The 15,843-nt window shown below is 63.7% G+C and carries 13 protein-coding genes; 5 read left to right on the top strand and 8 right to left on the bottom strand.

What is annotated here, in order from left to right:
* Positions 1 to 95: 95 nt before the first annotated feature.
* The gene (locus tag LB571_RS18030; protein WP_224596472.1) at positions 96 to 1,007 is read left to right on the top strand and encodes a LysR family transcriptional regulator; all 912 of its coding nucleotides are present in this window, start codon (positions 96 to 98) and stop codon (positions 1,005 to 1,007) included.
* Here the strand turns inward: LB571_RS18030 and LB571_RS18025 are convergent, their stop codons facing one another.
* The 8 genes from LB571_RS18025 to LB571_RS17990 all read right to left on the bottom strand — a co-directional run bounded on the left by LB571_RS18025 (position 1,008) and on the right by LB571_RS17990 (position 11,855).
* Positions 1,008 to 3,332 (bottom strand): Tex family protein, encoded by a 2,325-nt coding sequence (locus tag LB571_RS18025; RefSeq protein WP_224596469.1) that lies wholly within the window; start codon positions 3,330 to 3,332, stop codon positions 1,008 to 1,010.
* A 363-nt stretch (positions 3,333 to 3,695) separates the two neighbouring features.
* The gene (locus LB571_RS18020) at positions 3,696 to 4,877 is read right to left on the bottom strand and encodes a serine hydrolase domain-containing protein (protein WP_224596466.1); all 1,182 of its coding nucleotides are present in this window, start codon (positions 4,875 to 4,877) and stop codon (positions 3,696 to 3,698) included.
* 32 nt (positions 4,878 to 4,909) lie between these two features.
* On the bottom strand, positions 4,910 to 6,106 hold the full coding sequence (locus tag LB571_RS18015) for a serine hydrolase domain-containing protein (RefSeq protein ID WP_224596463.1): 1,197 nt from the start codon (positions 6,104 to 6,106) through the stop codon (positions 4,910 to 4,912).
* 64 nt (positions 6,107 to 6,170) lie between these two features.
* A complete protein-coding gene (locus tag LB571_RS18010; RefSeq protein ID WP_224596459.1) occupies positions 6,171 to 7,205 on the bottom strand; it encodes an extracellular solute-binding protein in 1,035 nt (344 codons plus the stop codon).
* Positions 7,206 to 7,228: 23 nt separating this feature from the next.
* A complete protein-coding gene (locus LB571_RS18005) occupies positions 7,229 to 8,029 on the bottom strand; it encodes an ABC transporter permease (RefSeq protein ID WP_015315933.1) in 801 nt (266 codons plus the stop codon).
* Positions 8,022 to 8,942 carry an ABC transporter permease gene (locus LB571_RS18000; protein WP_015315932.1) on the bottom strand — a complete coding sequence of 307 codons (921 nt, stop codon included), beginning with the start codon at positions 8,940 to 8,942 and terminating at the stop codon, positions 8,022 to 8,024. The genes LB571_RS18005 and LB571_RS18000 overlap by 8 nt, the downstream gene beginning before the upstream one ends.
* Positions 8,942 to 10,036 carry an ABC transporter ATP-binding protein gene (locus LB571_RS17995; RefSeq protein WP_015315931.1) on the bottom strand — a complete coding sequence of 365 codons (1,095 nt, stop codon included), beginning with the start codon at positions 10,034 to 10,036 and terminating at the stop codon, positions 8,942 to 8,944. Before LB571_RS17995 ends, LB571_RS18000 begins: the two co-directional genes overlap by 1 nt.
* Positions 10,037 to 10,172: 136 nt before the next feature.
* The gene (locus LB571_RS17990) at positions 10,173 to 11,855 is read right to left on the bottom strand and encodes an amidohydrolase (RefSeq protein ID WP_224596456.1); all 1,683 of its coding nucleotides are present in this window, start codon (positions 11,853 to 11,855) and stop codon (positions 10,173 to 10,175) included.
* A 260-nt stretch (positions 11,856 to 12,115) separates the two neighbouring features.
* Between LB571_RS17990 and LB571_RS17985 the strand changes: the two genes are divergently transcribed.
* The 4 genes from LB571_RS17985 to LB571_RS17970 all read left to right on the top strand — a co-directional run bounded on the left by LB571_RS17985 (position 12,116) and on the right by LB571_RS17970 (position 15,834).
* Entirely contained in the window at positions 12,116 to 12,769 is a 654-nt protein-coding gene (locus LB571_RS17985) for a TetR/AcrR family transcriptional regulator (protein ID WP_140713482.1), read from the top strand.
* 84 nt (positions 12,770 to 12,853) lie between these two features.
* Positions 12,854 to 13,885: a histone deacetylase family protein gene (locus LB571_RS17980; RefSeq protein ID WP_140721473.1), complete on the top strand. Its 1,032-nt coding sequence runs from the start codon at positions 12,854 to 12,856 to the stop codon at positions 13,883 to 13,885.
* A gap of 471 nt (positions 13,886 to 14,356) precedes the next feature.
* Positions 14,357 to 15,067 carry a helix-turn-helix transcriptional regulator gene (locus LB571_RS17975; protein WP_041163672.1) on the top strand — a complete coding sequence of 237 codons (711 nt, stop codon included), beginning with the start codon at positions 14,357 to 14,359 and terminating at the stop codon, positions 15,065 to 15,067.
* A complete protein-coding gene (locus LB571_RS17970) occupies positions 15,064 to 15,834 on the top strand; it encodes a helix-turn-helix transcriptional regulator (protein WP_140661822.1) in 771 nt (256 codons plus the stop codon). The genes LB571_RS17975 and LB571_RS17970 overlap by 4 nt, the downstream gene beginning before the upstream one ends.
* The last annotated feature ends 9 nt before the right edge of the window (positions 15,835 to 15,843 follow it).

The raw sequence follows: 15,843 nt of genomic DNA, 5'->3' as shown, positions 1-15,843 counted from the left end.
GATCCTTGAAACAGGTGAAGCCCGGCTTATCGGCTCGTGGCCTGAAAAAATCAAACGAAATTGCTTCACCGATCAATGAGCGCTAGGAATGGATCATGAGTGTCCAACGCCGCCTTTTGCCCAACATCAGCGCCCTTGCCGCCTTCGAGGCCGTGGCGCGGCTTGGCTCCTTCACCGCCGCCGCCCAGGAATTGGACCTGACCCAGGGCGCGGTCAGTCGCCAGATAAGACTTTTGGAAGATCAGTTCGGCCGCCGGCTGTTCGAACGCGACAGCCGCAATGTAAGGCTCTCCACGGCGGGTGAAATCTACGCCGAAGCGGTACGCTCGGCGCTTGGCCAGTTGCGTGATGCAGCCCTTGGATTGATGAGCAATCGGCATAGTGGGATCTTGAATCTTGCCATTCTGCCGACTTTCGGCACGCGTTGGCTGATGCCGATGATCCCCGATTTCGTCGAGAACAATCCCGACATCACCATCAATTTCGTCACCCGCGTCGGGCGCTTCGACTTCGCCCGCGAACGGTTGGATGCCGCCATCCACTACGGCCTGCCGGACTGGCCGGACGCCGACTCGACACTTCTGGTACGCGAGACGGTGGCACCGGTGGTGTCGCCCGACTTCCTCGCCGGCCGCGCCATCGCCACACCGGCCGACATCGGCCGTTTGCCGCTGCTGCACATGACGACGCGTCCGGGGGCCTGGAGCGAATGGTTCGAGCATCAGGGCCTGAGCGCGCCGACCGGGCCTGGCATGCAATTCGAGCAGTTCGCCACCGCTGCCCAGGCTTGCATGGCGGGCCTCGGCGTGGCGCTCTTGCCGCAGATTCTCATCGAGGGCGAACTGCAGCGCGGCCAGCTTGTGCCCGCGCCTGGCCAGCCGATGCAGAGCCGCAGCGCCTATTACCTTGTCATTCCTCACGACAAGCGCGGCTATCCGCCGGTTGCCAGTTTCCGGGACTGGCTGCTCGGCCAGCTTGAGAAGGAGCCGGCTGTTCTGGCGTGGTAGCTACTTTCGCTTCAGCGCGTCCGCCAGCGCGGCGCCGAACGCACCTTGCTGTGCCGGCCGCTCCGGCTGGCGTTGCGGCGTAGGCCCGCGTGGCGCCGGCCTGCCGCCACCATTGTCGCGCGGCCCGCCCTTCGATGCACCGCCCTCGCCGCCATCCTTACGCATGGAGAGCGCGATACGCTTGCGCTTGATGTCGACATCGACGACGCGCACCTTGACCACGTCGCCGGCCTTGACCACCTCATGCGCGTCCTTGATGAAGCGGTCGGCGAGCTGCGAGACATGCACCAGCCCGTCCTGGTGCACGCCTATATCGACGAAGGCGCCGAAAGCGGCGACATTGGTGACGGTCCCTTCCAGCAGCATGCCGGGCTTCAGATCCTTGATCTCGTCGATGCCATCGGCGAAGGTCGCGGTCTTGAAGCCGGGACGCGGATCGCGGCCGGGCTTCTCCAGCTCCGCCAGAATGTCGCGCACCGTCGGCAAGCCGAAACGCTCGTCGACGAAGACGCGCGGGTCGAGCGCCTTGAGCGCGGCACTGTCGCCCAAAAGCGAACGCACGTCGCGGCCGCAGGCGGCGACGATCTTCTTGGCCACGCCATAGGCCTCCGGATGCACCGACGAGGCGTCGAGCGGCTCGCTGCCATTGGCGATGCGCAGGAAGCCGGCGGACTGCTCGAACGCGCGCGGTCCAAGCCGTGCCACCTTCAGCAGGTCCTTGCGGCTGGCGAACGGGCCGGTCGCATCGCGATGGGCGACGATTGCATCGGCGAGCGACGCGCCGAGGCCTGAAACCCGCGCCAGCAACGGCGCCGAGGCGGTGTTGAGGTCGACGCCGACCGCGTTGACGGCGTCCTCCACCACCGCTTCCAGCGAGCGGCCGAGCCGGTACTGGTCGACATCGTGCTGATACTGGCCGACGCCGATGGATTTCGGCTCGATCTTGACCAGTTCGGCCAGCGGATCCTGCAGCCGCCGCGCGATCGACACCGCGCCGCGCAGCGACACGTCGAGGCCGGGAAACTCGGCGGCAGCCGTCGCCGAGGCCGAATAGACCGACGCTCCCGCCTCGCTGACGATCACCTTGAGCGGCTTCGGACCGCCGGTCGAAGGCATGTCGGACAGCATGTCGGCGACCAGCTTCTCGGTCTCGCGGCTGCCGGTGCCGTTGCCGATCGAGATCAGCTCGACCTTGTGCTGGCGGATAAGTGCCGCAAGTTCGGCCTGCGTGCCACGCACATCGTTCCTCGGCGGAAACGGATAGACCGTCGTCGTCGCCAGCAGCTTGCCGGTGCCATCGACCACCGCCACCTTGACGCCGGTGCGGATGCCCGGATCGAGCCCCATCGTCGGCCGCGAGCCGGCGGGAGCCGCCAGCAGCAAATCCTTGAGGTTACGGGCAAAGACATGGATCGCTTCTTCCTCGGCCCGCTCGCGCAGGTCGCGCATCAGGTCGAGCGTCAGGTGCAGCGACAGTTTGATGCGCCAGGTCCAGCCTGCCACTTCCATCAGCCAGCGGTCGCTTGGCAGGCTGGCACCGATGCCATAGGCGTTGGCGATCATCCGCTCGACAGGCTTCACCGGCGAGCCGTCATCGGCATCCACCTCGATGTCGAGCGACAGCACCTCCTCGTTGCGGCCGCGCAGCATGGCGAGCGCGCGGTGGCTTGGCACGGTCGCCCAACGTTCGACATGGTCGAAATAGTCCGAGAATTTCGCGCCGGCCTCCTGCTTGCCGTCGACCACCCTGGCGCGCAGGAAGGCGCGTTCCTTCATGTAGCTGCGCAGCTTGCCGACCAGATCGGCATTTTCGGCGAATTGCTCCGACAGGATGTCGCGCGCGCCCTCGAGCGCCGCCTTCGCATCGGCCACCTCGCCGGTGACATAGGCGAGCGCGACGTCCGCGGGCACCAGCGAGCGGTCGGCGAGAATGGCTTCGGCCAGCGGCCCCAATCCACGCTCGCGGGCGATCTCGGCCTTGGTGCGGCGCTTCGGCTTGTAGGGCAGGTATATGTCCTCGAGCTCCGCCTTGGTCGCGGCGCCCGCGATCTTGGTTTCAAGCTCTTGCGTCAGCTTGCCCTGCTCGCGGATCGAGCCCAGGATGGTGTCGCGGCGCGCGTCGAGTTCGCGAAGGTAGACAAGACGCTCGGCAAGATCGCGCAATTGCGTGTCGTCCAGCCCGCCGGTCACTTCCTTGCGGTAGCGTGCCACGAACGGCACCGTCGCCCCCTCATCAAGCAGTCCGATCGCCGCGGCCGCCTGTTCCGGCCGCGCCTTGATTTCGGCCGCGATGATGGCTGCGATGCGCTTGATGTCGGATGCCATGTCTTCCCACTCTCGTCGAAAAGAGCGGCGACCATAAGCGCAGACATCAGGTCCGCCAACCGCGACGTTTTCAACGGCGGCGGAGGTCCACAGGAAAACGCGATGCGTTCACCGGATCTGGGTACCGCAGGAATTTGCTGATACTGAGATGTCTGCGCCGCCCCTCACCTGCCTGCCGGCATCCTCTCCCCCTATAGTGACGGGGAGAGGGCGCTGTCATCGCCGATTTCGCCAATCGCCAACGGTGCAAAGAGGCGCCGGCGTAGCGACCAGATCCCTTCTCCCCGTCACTATACGGGGCGAAGGTGCCGGCAGGCGGATGAGGGGCAGCGCCGACATCACCAATCGCACGCGACTGCCCACTTAGACCATCCGGCTCAGCGCCTCGAAAAACGCAACGATCTCGATATCCAGCGGATCGTCGACCGGCTCCGGCTGCGACGACATCTTGGCGATCACCGCTTCGGTGCTGGGATCGACATAAAGCCACTGGCCATGGATGCCGATGCCGCAATAGGCGCCATTTTCGAAGCCGGTCTGATACCATTTGTTGCGGTAGCGGCCTTTCGGGAACAGCGGCAGCATGGCACCGCGCCGCCAAGCTTCCGAGCTGCCGCCGGTGCTGGTGGTGTCGCGCACCCAGGCCTCGGGCACGATGCGGCGGCCATTGGCGGTGCCGCCCTGCCGCATCATCTCGCCGAGGCGCGCCAGGTCACGCGGCGTCACCGAAATGCCGCCGGCGGTGCGTGCCGTGCCTTCCATGTCGACGGCGACAGAGGCCTCGCTGAGGGCGCCAAGCGGCAGCCATAGTTTCTCGCGCATGAGGTCGGTCAAGCGCTGGCCCGAGGCGCGCTCGAGCAGCAGGCCGAGCAGGTCGGAATTGGGCGAGCGGTAGCGGAAGGTCTGGCCATGCGGCTCGGCAAGCCGCTGCAGGGTAAGGATGAATTCACGCAGGCTTTCGGTGCCGCCGCCCGGATTCCACAGCGTCGCGCGGCGATAGCGGGCGAAGGCGCTTTCCGGATCGAGATAGGCCTCCTCGAAGTCGAGGCTGACGCTCATGTCGAGCACATGCCGAACGCTTGCATCGCCATAGGCCGAGCCGGCTGCTTCCGGGATATAGTCCGTCACCGGCGCTTCCGGATCGAACGCCCCCTCGCCTTCCAGTATGCCGGCGATGATCGCGGTCACCGATTTGCTGATCGAGAAGATGATGTGGCGCGCGCCAAACTCCATATGCGGCGCGAACCAGTCGCCAATGATCTTGCCGCCCTTCATCACCGTCAGGGCGTCGGTGCTGGAGCGCAGGAGGAATTCAGCCACCGTCTCCGGTGCAGTCGCGACCGTGACCTTTTCCCCGAGCAAGCCGTCCATGTCTCGCCGAGGGGCTTCTGCGGCGCCGGGCGCTGCCGCCACCCGGGCGGTCGGCACCAGTTCGCCGAGATTCTGGAACGACCACCGATTGAACGGGCTCACACGCCAGTTGCCGAGCAGCACCTCGTTGCGGCGGAATCCGTATCGAGTCTCGAACGCGGTCTTGCCGGTCATGGCGTTTCCTCCCAGTCCATTGGTCATGAAGCTCAGGCAAGCGCCGCGGCGATGGCGTGCACGGCCTTCAGCGTTGCCCTGGAATAGGCCATGTTGCTGAAATCCGGCCAGGTCGACAGCTTCACCACGACTATTCCTGTGTTCCAGTCGATATGGATCAACTGTCCGAACACGCCACGGCACATCAGTGCCCGCGAGCTGGGATTCTCGATCCAGAACTGGTTGCGATAGCTGCCCTCGGGCAGGCTGGCCGAGAAATCCGGACCATGCCTGCCGGTACGCGTCGCCTCGATCCAGTCCGCCGGCACGATGCCGCCGCCATTGTCGAGGATCAGCTGGCCAAAGCGGGCGTAGTCGCGCAGCGTCGCGTTGAAGCCGCCATCGGCCAGCGCATAGCCGGCGCTGTCGACGGTGAAGCAGGCGCTTTCGTCAGCCCCGAGCTTTTGCCAAAGTTCTTCCGAGACGAGTTGCGCCAGCCGCTTGCCGGTCACCCGTTCCATGATGAAGGCGAGCACGTCCGTCTCGATCGAGCGATATTCGAACGTGGCTCCATGCGGGCGAACCGTGTCCTTCAAGCCCAGGATCAGCTCGAACATGTGCGATGGCCAGCGGAAATCCGGATCGCTGCCCGGTGGCACCGGCTTCCAGCCGGTGGCGACATCGACCTGGCCGATGTCGGAATAGCGGTCGGTGTATTCCTCCGAAAACCGCACGCCGGTGGTCATATCAAGCACATGCTGGACGCTGGCGCCGGCCCACCCGGTCGCGCTCAGTTCCGGCAGGTAGTCCGTCACTGGCTTCGCCGGATCGATCAGGCCGCGCCCGGCCAATATCCCGAACACCGAGCCGGTGACCGACTTGGCCATCGACTGCGACAGGTGCAGCGTGCGCTCGTCCATGCCGTTGAAATAGCGCTCATAGGCTATCCTGCCGTCCTTGAGCACCAGGAAGCCGTCCGTATAGGTCTCGTCGAGCAGACCGGCGAGTGTCGAAGGCCTGCCCTCGCTGTCCTCGACCGCTAGCCCGTCGAGATCGACCTCGGCGCGTTCGAGACGGTGTCGATGGCCAGCGCCGCGCCAGACTTCCACGGTCGGCAGAATTTCCCGTATGTGCTGGAAAGCCCAGCGGTTCCAGGGCGGCCTGTCCCAGTCGAGCCTCGGCGGCAGCATGGCGGGCGGCGAGCCTTGCATGATAGGCGGCCGCGGATCGCTGTTGCGATAGGAACTCATGAAAGGCCATTCCCGGAAAGAAAAGGCCCGGCGGCAAGTGCCGCCGGGCCCCTTGGGTCTGTGACTACTTCTGCAGTTCGGTCCAGATCTTGGTGTAGAGTTCCTGCGTCTCCGGAGCGCACATCTGCTGCAGTTCGCCAAGCGGCTTGGCGTCGGCCGGAATGACCACCTCCGGCGCGTCCTTCATGTCGGCTGGCATGTACTTGTCCGAGCCGGTGATGGCGTTCGCGTATCGGTGGAAGGCCGAGAGACCCGCGGCGTTTTCCGGATCCATGATGAAGTTCTGGAACAGCTTGGCGTTTTCGACGTTCTTGGCCTCCTTGAGCACAACGACGTTGTCGCTCCACAGCCCATAACCTTCCTTCGGATAGTTGAAGTGGATGGCCGGGTTGGCCAGCCGCTGGCGCAGGGCCGAACCGTTCCAGTCGCTGGTTGCCTTGAAGTCGCCGGCGCCCATCTTCTCGATGGTGTTGTATTCCATGGCGATCCAGTTCGGCTTGGCTGCCACCAGGAGGTCGCGCACCTTCTTCAGCACCGCCTTGTCGTCGGTGCATTGCTGACCGCCGACATACTTGATCGCCGCGAACATCACGTCGCCCATCTCGGGCACGACGTTGACCTTGCCCTTCAACTCCTCGGGCGTGTTGAAGATGATGCCCCAGGTGTTCGCCGGGCCCTTGTAGGCGTCGGTATTGACGACGACGCCGATCGTGCCCCAGGCCCAAGGAACAGTGTATTTGCGGCCTGGGTCGAAGTCGGGGTTGGCCCATTCGGGCGCGATGTTCTTGGCGTTCTCCATCTTGCCGGGATCGGTCTCCTGGACGAGGCCTTCCTTGATCCAGATCGGCACATAGGTCTGCGAAGGCACCGCGATGTCGAAGCCGGTGCCGCCCTGGCGAACCTTGGCCAGAGCGGTGTCGTTCGAGTCATAGTCGGTGATCGTCACCTTGATGTTGTATTTCGCCTCGAACTTCTTGATCACGTCGGGGCTGGTGTAGTTTCCCCAATTGTAGATGTTGAGCACGCCTTCGGCCCGCGCGAGGCCCGTCGAGGCAAGCAACGCCAACCCCATGGCGGTCGCTGTTGTCTTCCAGTTCATGGTTTTAACTCCCATTGTCGGTTTCAGTCTCGTTTCCTGCTGACGAAGAAAAACAACGTGACGATCGCGACCGAAAGCAGCAGGAAGGCGGTCGATATCGCGTTGATCTCGGGTGTGATGCCGCGGCGGATCTGGCCGAGCATGTAAGTGGGCAGCGTGTCCTGACCGCCCGATTTGACGAACTCTGTGATGACCACGTCATCGAGCGAGATGACGAAGGCCAGCATCAGGCCGGCCAGGATACCAGGCCACAAAAGCGGCAGCGTGATGCGGCGGAAGGTCTTCCATGGCGTCGCGTAGAGATCGGCCGCGGCGCGCTCCAGCGTCAGATCCATATTCTCCAGCCGCGCCCGGATCGGCAGGTAGGCGAACGGAATGCAGAACGCCGTATGCGCGGCGACCAGGTAGCCGATGCCGGAATAACCGGTGAAGATCTTGATGCGCGAGAAGAAGATCAGCAGCGCCACGCCGGTGACGATCTCGGGCACCATCAGCGGCTGGTTGATCGCCGCGTATTTGAAGGTAAGGCCGGGATACGACGCCGTGCGCGTGGTGGCGAGTGCCGCCATGGTGGCAAAGACGGTCGACAGCACCGCCGCGATGGAGCCGATCTGGAAGGAACGCAGCGTCGCGTCGATGACCTGAGTGTTCTGGTATGCCGACTGGAACCATTTCAGCGAAAAGCCGCCCCATTCGGATGTCGAGCTCGCCGCGTTGAAGGCGTAGATAACCAGCACGATGATGGGCAGATAGAGGATAACGAAACAAGTCGCCGCGATCGCGGTGAAACCCGGCTGGTGCTTGATGGAAAAGTTGCTAGCCATGCCGCACCCCCGACTTCCCGGCATTGCGCACATAGGCAAGCAGCGCCACCATAACGATGATCATCACCGTGATCGACAGTGCCGAGCCGAGCGGCCAGTTGCGGCCCTGTCCGAACTGCAGTTCGATCAAATTGGACAGCATCATGTTCTTGCCGCCGCCGAGCACGCTCGGCGTCACATAAGCGCCGAGCGCCGGAATGAAGACCAGGATCGAGCCGGCGATGACGCCGGGTTTGACCAGCGGGAAAATGATCTTCCGCAGCACCTTGAAACGCGTCGCGTAAAGATCGTAGCCCGCCTCGACCAGCCGGAAATCGAGCTTCTCCATGCTGGCGTAGATCGGCAGCACCATCAGCGGCAGGTAGACATAGGCCATGCCGATCAGGATCGCCGTGTCGGTGTAGAGGATCTGGACCGGCGCCGAGACGATGCCGAGCTTGAGCAGGATCGTGTTGACGATGCCTTCGTTGCGGATGATCTGCAGCACGGCGAAAGTGCGGATCAACAGGTTGGTCCAGAACGGGATGGTGATCAGGAACAGCCAGAGATCCCTGGTCTTTTCACTGCGCGTCGCCATGAAGTAGGCCGTCGGGAAACCGAGCGCCAACGTGGCGAGTGTCGTCACAACCGCAAGCTTGATCGAGCGCCAGAAGATGGTGACATGCGCCGCCGCCAGCGACAGCGTGTCGTCGAAAATGTCGCGCTCCAGGAACACCGACGTCCAGGCATCGCCCGAGAACTGCCATTTCACGTCGCCATATGCGCCCGGCGTCAGGAGCGAATAGACCAACACGATCAGCAACGGGCCGGTCGCGGCGAACAGAATGACCAGCAGCGCCGGCGCTGACAGAAGCCAGCGGTCACGGACATCGCGCCGTTCCGCTGCCTTGGCGACTTCTTCCGCGGTCGCCATTAGTCCCTCAGCACTTGCGCGGCATCGTTGCCGATCATGATGCCGACCTTGTCGCCACGCTCGAAACCGCAGCCTGCGCTGCGCGTGTTCTGCTGGCGCACGGTGAAGGCCTCGCCGCTGTCGAGATGGACGTGGATATGCGTATCGGTGCCGAAATAGACGATGTTCTCGACCGTGCCCGACACATCGCCCTTGTCCTTCGTCAGCTTGGCGTGCTCGGGCCTTACCACCACGGTGGCGTTGTCCTTCGGCTGAAAACCTTCGGCAACGGTCGCCTCGATGGTCGCGCCGGATTTGAGCGTCGCGCGCGCCTTGCCGCTGCCGATGCCCGATATGGCGGCGGTGAGGAAGTTGGTTTCGCCGATGAAGTCGGCGACAAAGCGATCCGCCGGCTTGTCGTAGATATCCCAGGGCGAACCGACCTGAAGGATCTTGCCCGACGACATCACAGCGACGCGGTCCGACATGGTCAGCGCTTCTTCCTGGTCATGAGTGACGAAGATGAAGGTGATGCCGGTCTCGTGCTGCAGCCGCTTGAGCTCGATCTGCATCTCCTTGCGCAACTTGTAGTCGAGGGCTGAGAGCGGTTCGTCGAGCAACAGCACTTTCGGCTGCGGCGCCAATGCCCGGGCCAATGCCACGCGCTGTTGCTGGCCACCGGAAATCTGGGCTGTGCGGCGGCCGGCCAGCGCTTCCATCTTGACCAGCTTCAGCATCTCGGCGACGCGCGCCTTGATCTCGGCCCTGGGCTTGCCCAGCATCTCCAGGCCGAAGCCGATATTGTCGGCCACCGTCATATGCGGGAACAGCGCGTAGGACTGGAAGACGGTGTTGACCGGGCGCTTGAACGGCGGCAAGGGCGCGATATCCTGGCCGTAGAGCAGGATTTCCCCGGCGGTTGGAAAGTCGAAGCCGGCGATCAGCCGCAGCAAGGTGGTCTTGCCGCAGCCTGAGGGTCCCAGCAGCGTGAAGAACTCGTTTTCGCGAATGGAGACCGAAACCTTGTCGAGAGCAGCGACCTGCCCCTCACCCGATCCGAAAATTTTGCTGACGTTTACTACTTCAATCGCATTCCGATCCGGTTTGTCCGGCACGATTACGCCTCACTGTTGACCCCGCTCTTGCTGGCGGAGTTTGTCCCCTGTTGGATGTGACCACATGGCCGGTAGGTTGGCAAGCCCGGCATTGAATCACAGTTCAGTCAGTCTTTAGCCAGCAAGCCTCATGCCATTATCGGGCCTGATAGGTGACCTTGCCGCCGCAGATCGTCGTCACCGGCCGTACCTTGTGCAGATCGGCCGGCGCCGTCTTCTCGATATCGGCCGACAGCACCACCAGATCCGCCATGTAGCCGGATTTCAGCATGCCCTTGCGATGCTCGGCGAATTCCGCATAGGCGCCCTCGACCGTGTAGGCGGCGATCGATTCATGCAGCGAGAAGCTTTGGTCGGGATCGCTTTCTGCCCATGGCTTGCGCAGCACTGCCGCCTGAATGCCCAGGATCGGGTCGATCGGCGACACTGGCCAATCCGAGGCGAACACGACATGGGCGCCGGCGTCCTTCAAGGTGCGCCAGGCATAGCTCAGCGGCCAGCGGGCCTGCCCGATGCGCGACACGGTCGGCTCCAACGGGAAATCCATGGCGCCGGGCGGATGCGGCGGCTGCATCGAGGCGATGACCCCCAGTTCGGCAAAACGCGGCACATCCGATGGGGTAGTGACCTCGATATGTTCAACGCGATGCCGGCTGTCACGCTTGCCGTTGGCCTTTTGCGCCGCCTCGTAGCCGTCGAGCACGGCACGCACGGCGCCGTCGCCGATCGAGTGTACCGCGATCTGCAGCCCGCGCCTGTCGATGGCGACCGCCAGGTCGATGAACTGCCGTGGCGTGAACAGCGGCTCGCCGACCCAGTCGGGACGATCGGCATAGGGCTCGACCATGACAGCCGTCCACGAGTCCAGCACGCCGTCGTAGAACACCTTGACCATGCCCGAGGACAGCCATTCGCTGTCGTAGCGTTCGGCCATCACGGACGCCTTGTCGAGCATGTCGAGCGTCATGAAGTTCTTGTAGTGGAAGGGGATCTGCACGCGGCAGGGCAGGCCTTCCTCGGCCTCGATCTCGGCCAGCAGTTCGAGCTGGTAGAGATTGCCGTCCATGTTCTGGATCGAGGTGATGCCGTGGCGCGCGCACCAGGCAAGCCCGCGCCGCATGATGTCGCGGTCGGCGGCGCGTTCGGCGGCCGACGGCATCGGGTCCGGCTCACCGCCGGTCGCCAGGCCCAGCCGCACGCGGCCTTCGCCGGCAAGGTCGAGAACCGGGCCGAAGGCCTCGCCCTCGCGCAATTCGCCCGCTGCCAAGCCATCGTCGCCCATGACGATCTCATTGCCCGGACCAAGCATGCGTCCTTTGAGGATGCCGGCCAGTTCAAGCGCCTTTGTGTTGGCCCACATCGTATGGTGGTCGGGGGCGGCCATGACGAATGGCCGGTCCGGCAGGATCGCGTCGAGATGGTGTCGCGTCACCCGCTCGTCGTCGAGCACGGTGTAGTCGACGCTCTGCCCGACCAGCATCCGCGCATCGGGGTGCGCCGCTGCATAGTCGCGGATCGCCTTCCGCAGCGCCTCGAACCCATGCACGCCGGCCAGTTGCAGATGGGCAAGCTCGGCCGCGCCCGAAAACAGATGCATGTGGGCTTCGATGAAGCCGGGCAGGACCGATCCGCCATGCGCGTCGATCACCTCCGTGTCCGGTCCTTTAAGCTCTTCGATGGAGGTGCTGCTGCCAATGGCGATGATGGCGCCGTCCTTGACGGCAACGGCCTCGGCGGCGGGATTGTCACCGTCCATGGTCAGCACACGACCGTTGATGACAATCAGATCCGCACCATCACCCGCATCCGTGACCGACATCGCAACTCCGCGCTTTTGACGACTGAATGAGACGGGCAAAACTCCGCGTCCAACGACCCGCCACACCACGGAGCGGCGCTATCGGACAATGAATGGTGCCAGTACGCTGTCTTCGAAATTTCCCTTGTTATCCCAAGAGACAGTGTGGATAAAGAATGCGACTGATTATTCGCGTTTGTCAACATGCCGGATTTAGAATGTATTGTGGACAGCACGCCCCGCTTGTGTTGGGACCAGGCAGGGAACGAGGGCATCAAGCAGTGAAGCGCAGTCTCGACCGCAAAACCAAGATAACGCTCGAGCCGCGCAAGCAGCCGCGGCAACAACGGTCCAGCAAGGTGGTCGACAGGATCCTCGACGCTGCGCTGATCCTGACGCGGGAGCAAGGAACCAGGACACCGACGACGCTCGCCATCGCGCAGCGCGCGGGCCTGTCGGTCGGTTCGGTCTACCAGTACTTTCCCAACAAGGAAGCCATTCTTCTGGATCTCGCCCGGCGCTGGCTGTCATCCTTTCCCGAGGTGATCGCGAGGCGCATCAAGGTCGCCCCGCCCACCAACCGCGAAGAATTTCGGCGGGAAGTGCGCAAGCTGTTCATCGACACGTCGAAGCTCTACCTCGAAAACGCCACCCTGATGCCGGTGATCGAGGCCATTTCAGGCAATGCCGACCTGCGGCCGATCCAGAACGAATATGATGACCAGATCATCGCCCTCTATGCTGCATGGCTGCAGCATGTGAACCCCGCACTCGAAGGCAAGATCGCCAGCCGGCTCGGCGTGCTGATGATGGAGGTCGGGCACGTCTGCCGGCTCGTTGGGCTGAAGAAGGACCGCAGGACATTCGACCTCATCGAGGACGATGTGGAAACCATGTGGCTCGCCTTGGTGAGCCCCTACCTCAACCTTGACTGACCGGTTTCAAATGCAATTCCAGACGGAAAACCGCTTCACACTTTTCCTGGAATTGCCGTAGCTTCGCACTTCGAGAGGAATTTCATGAAGACTGTCTATTCGCCGCTTCACGCCGGTCATGCCGGGCAGATGGAACTGGTCACCTCGGCCATCGTGCCCGGCTTCGAAAAGCCCTCGCGGGCGGAGTTCATCAAGGCGCGGGTCGAAAGCGAGAAGCTCGGGCCGATCATCGCGCCGGTCGAGCACGACCTTGCCGCCGCCAAGCGCGTCCACCGGGCCGACTACATCGACTTCCTGCCGACCGTCTGGCCACAATGGATCGCCGAGGGCCATGCGGGCACGGCGATGCCCTTCACCTGGCCGACGCGCGGACTGCGCGGCGACGTGCCGCCCAAGCGCATCGACGCCCTGCTCGGCTACTATTCCTTCGACGGCGGCGCCACCTTCGTCGAGGGCACCTGGGCCGCGATCAAATCGTCCTTTGACGTCGCCCTGACCGCCGCCGGCCTGGTCAAGGACGGCGAGAGGTCGGCCTTCGCGCTCTGCCGTCCGCCCGGCCACCATGCCGGGGCCGGCTTCATGGGCGGCTATTGCTACATCAACAACGCGGCCGTCGCCGCGCAATGGTTCCGCGACCAGGGCGCCAAGCGTGTCTCGATCCTCGATGTCGACTATCACCACGGCAACGGCACGCAGGAGATCTTCTATGACCGCGCCGACGTGCAGGTTCTCAACCTGCACGGTGATCCCATGGTCGAGTACCCGTTCTTCCTCGGCCATGCCGATGAGCATGGCGCGGGGGCCGGCGAAGGCTTCAACATCAACTACCCCATGCCCTTCGGCACCGGCTGGGATGCCTGGAACGTGTCGCTGGAGGATGCCTGCGCCAGGCTCGCCGCCTACGCTCCCGACATCGTCGTCGTCTCGCTCGGCGTCGACACTTTCGAAAAGGACCCGATCAGCCAGTTCAAGCTGAAAAGCCTGGATTATCCGAAGATCGGCCAGCGCATCGCCAAGCTCGGCCTGCCGACGCTGTTCGTCCAGGAAGGCGGCTATGCCGTCGAGGAGATCGGCATCAATGCCGTCGGCGTGCTGACCGGGTTCGAGGATCGGTAGAGCGGTCGTCCAGAAAGCGCAGCGCCTGCGGGGAGGACGGACAAAGGAAGGGTGGCGGCAGCCGCCCTTTTTTGCATCCTGAGGCGCCGCGTAAGCCCATCGCAAAAATCATGGCCGGCCTGCGCGGCTCGATTTCCGTGCCCAGGAAATGCAGAGAAATTGGCCGCTGAGTCGCAGGCCGACTCCACCGGATTCGATTTTGTCAAATCGCGTTTGATGTCGGATTCATCTGCGGGTAGATTAGACCCGAATCAGCCGGTCCTCGGGGGGCGCGGCGACCACCCAAAGTCTCACGTTCCGGAATTTTTCCGGCGCCAGACGCGGATGTCTCGCGTTCCCTGAATGGATTCCGTCTGGTTGGGCGCGGCCCCGCGCCTCGTGTGTGTCTCGTAAAAGTAACGCGTTTTCGGGTTCGGCGGCTGGCACTCCAGCAGCCGGGCATCAGAATTGATTCCGACCAAAAAGCAGCAGATGAGCAGTCCCGCCGCGCCTCTTCAATCCGACACATTGGGCTCGCGCCTGACGTCGCGCGGTGATCTCACCTCCTTCTTCATGGAGCTGACCGCCGAGATCGGCGCCGACAGCTATATGCTGGTCGCCATTGTCCATGACCAGGACCGCAACGATGCGCGTATCGTGTCTTCGAACTGGATCTTCGACGCCATCGAGTTGATCGGCAAGCGGCTGATCGCCGGCCTTGCACAGGGCCCGCTCACCGCCGCACCCGGTATCCGTCCGACGCCGCTGGTGGCGGCCCAGGCGCCGGATGCCGGCGGGCTGGTCTCGGGCGAAGAGGCTCGGCTCCTCGACGTGCTCGGCCATGCCGAGGTCTATTCACTGCGGCTGAATGTCGGCCGTCAGCGCCTGTTCGCGTTGTTCTCGGCGGCCGCCGCCGGCCGGATCGACCAGCCGGCGCTGATGAAGGCGCAGCTGAAATGCTGCTACGCGCTTTCGCACATCCCGCAGTTGATCGCCGCCGCGGCGATGCAGGATCCGCTGTCGGACCGCGAGCGCGAATGCTTGTTCTGGGTCTCGGAAGGCAAGACCACCGACGAGGTGGCGGTGATCCTTGGCGTCTCCTCCAACACCGTCAACAGCTACATCACCCACGCCATCCAGAAATTCGCGGCCTCGAACCGTGCGATGGCCATCGCCACGGCGATCAGGAGTGGCATCATTTGAAACACGCCGACATCAAGGAGGCCGCGGAGGCCCTTTTCAACGAGCAGCGCAGCCCGTTCGGTGCCTTCTCGCTGGGATCCGACACACATCACGCCGTCACCATTCCCGATGCGGTGCGCCGCTGCCGCTGGATCTCAGTCGACATCAACGCCTCGGCCTTCGGCCTGTACTTCGTCAGCCCGTCGCCGGAGCGCGCGCGGCTGGTCCCGTGCTTTGATTCAGATTATCCAGGCGTCGCGGTGGCCACCAAGTTCATTTCAGGCGCCAATGGCGAGGACATCGTTCGCCATAGCCGGATTTCGACCGAGCCGCGCTGGTGGACGGATGATGGCGTGGCGGCCATGGCCGACATGTTCGGCAATCTCGCCTGGACCGGACAGATGGCGCCGCTGACACCCGGGTCGAGCGGCATTGCCTTCCCCGTCCATGCCGATCGCGGTCAATGCGGTCTTGTCGTCTTCCTGGGATCGGAGATCGCGCTGGCGCAGGATGCGCTCTACGAAATTCACGCTCGCTGCTTCTCGCTGTTCGCCGCCGTCGCGCGGATGCGTCCGGGAGACGTCGGCAGAATGCGCTCGATCTCCAAGCGCGAGCTTGAATGCCTGAAGCTGACCGCCAACGGCAACACCAGCGAGGAGATCGCGCGGCTCCTGAAACTGTCGGTGCACACCGCCAACCAGTACCTCACCCAGTCGACCCAAAAGCTCAATGCGGTCAACCGCAACCAAGCGGTCGCCAAGGCGTTACGGCTGGGGCTTATCGAGTAGCCGCTCTCG

Source organism: Mesorhizobium sp. BR1-1-4, assembly GCF_020165375.1.
Taxonomy (GTDB): Bacteria; Pseudomonadota; Alphaproteobacteria; order Rhizobiales; family Rhizobiaceae; genus Mesorhizobium; species Mesorhizobium australicum.
This window is presented reverse-complemented; position numbering and strand designations above follow the sequence as displayed.

Bases quoted from the DNA above. Each gene is read 5' to 3' on its own strand.
- LB571_RS17990 (WP_224596456.1), bottom strand. From the start codon at position 11,855: ATGTCGGTCACGGATGCGGGTGATGGTGCGGATCTGATTGTCATCAAC.
- LB571_RS18000 (WP_015315932.1), bottom strand. From the start codon at position 8,942: ATGGCGACCGCGGAAGAAGTCGCCAAGGCAGCGGAACGGCGCGATGTC.
- LB571_RS18015 (WP_224596463.1), bottom strand. From the start codon at position 6,106: ATGAGTTCCTATCGCAACAGCGATCCGCGGCCGCCTATCATGCAAGGC.
- LB571_RS18005 (WP_015315933.1), bottom strand. From the start codon at position 8,029: ATGGCTAGCAACTTTTCCATCAAGCACCAGCCGGGTTTCACCGCGATC.
- LB571_RS18010 (WP_224596459.1), bottom strand. From the start codon at position 7,205: ATGAACTGGAAGACAACAGCGACCGCCATGGGGTTGGCGTTGCTTGCC.
- LB571_RS17980 (WP_140721473.1), top strand. From the start codon at position 12,854: ATGAAGACTGTCTATTCGCCGCTTCACGCCGGTCATGCCGGGCAGATG.
- LB571_RS18025 (WP_224596469.1), bottom strand. From the start codon at position 3,332: ATGGCATCCGACATCAAGCGCATCGCAGCCATCATCGCGGCCGAAATC.
- LB571_RS18020 (WP_224596466.1), bottom strand. From the start codon at position 4,877: ATGACCGGCAAGACCGCGTTCGAGACTCGATACGGATTCCGCCGCAAC.
- LB571_RS17975 (WP_041163672.1), top strand. From the start codon at position 14,357: ATGAGCAGTCCCGCCGCGCCTCTTCAATCCGACACATTGGGCTCGCGC.
- LB571_RS18030 (WP_224596472.1), top strand. From the start codon at position 96: ATGAGTGTCCAACGCCGCCTTTTGCCCAACATCAGCGCCCTTGCCGCC.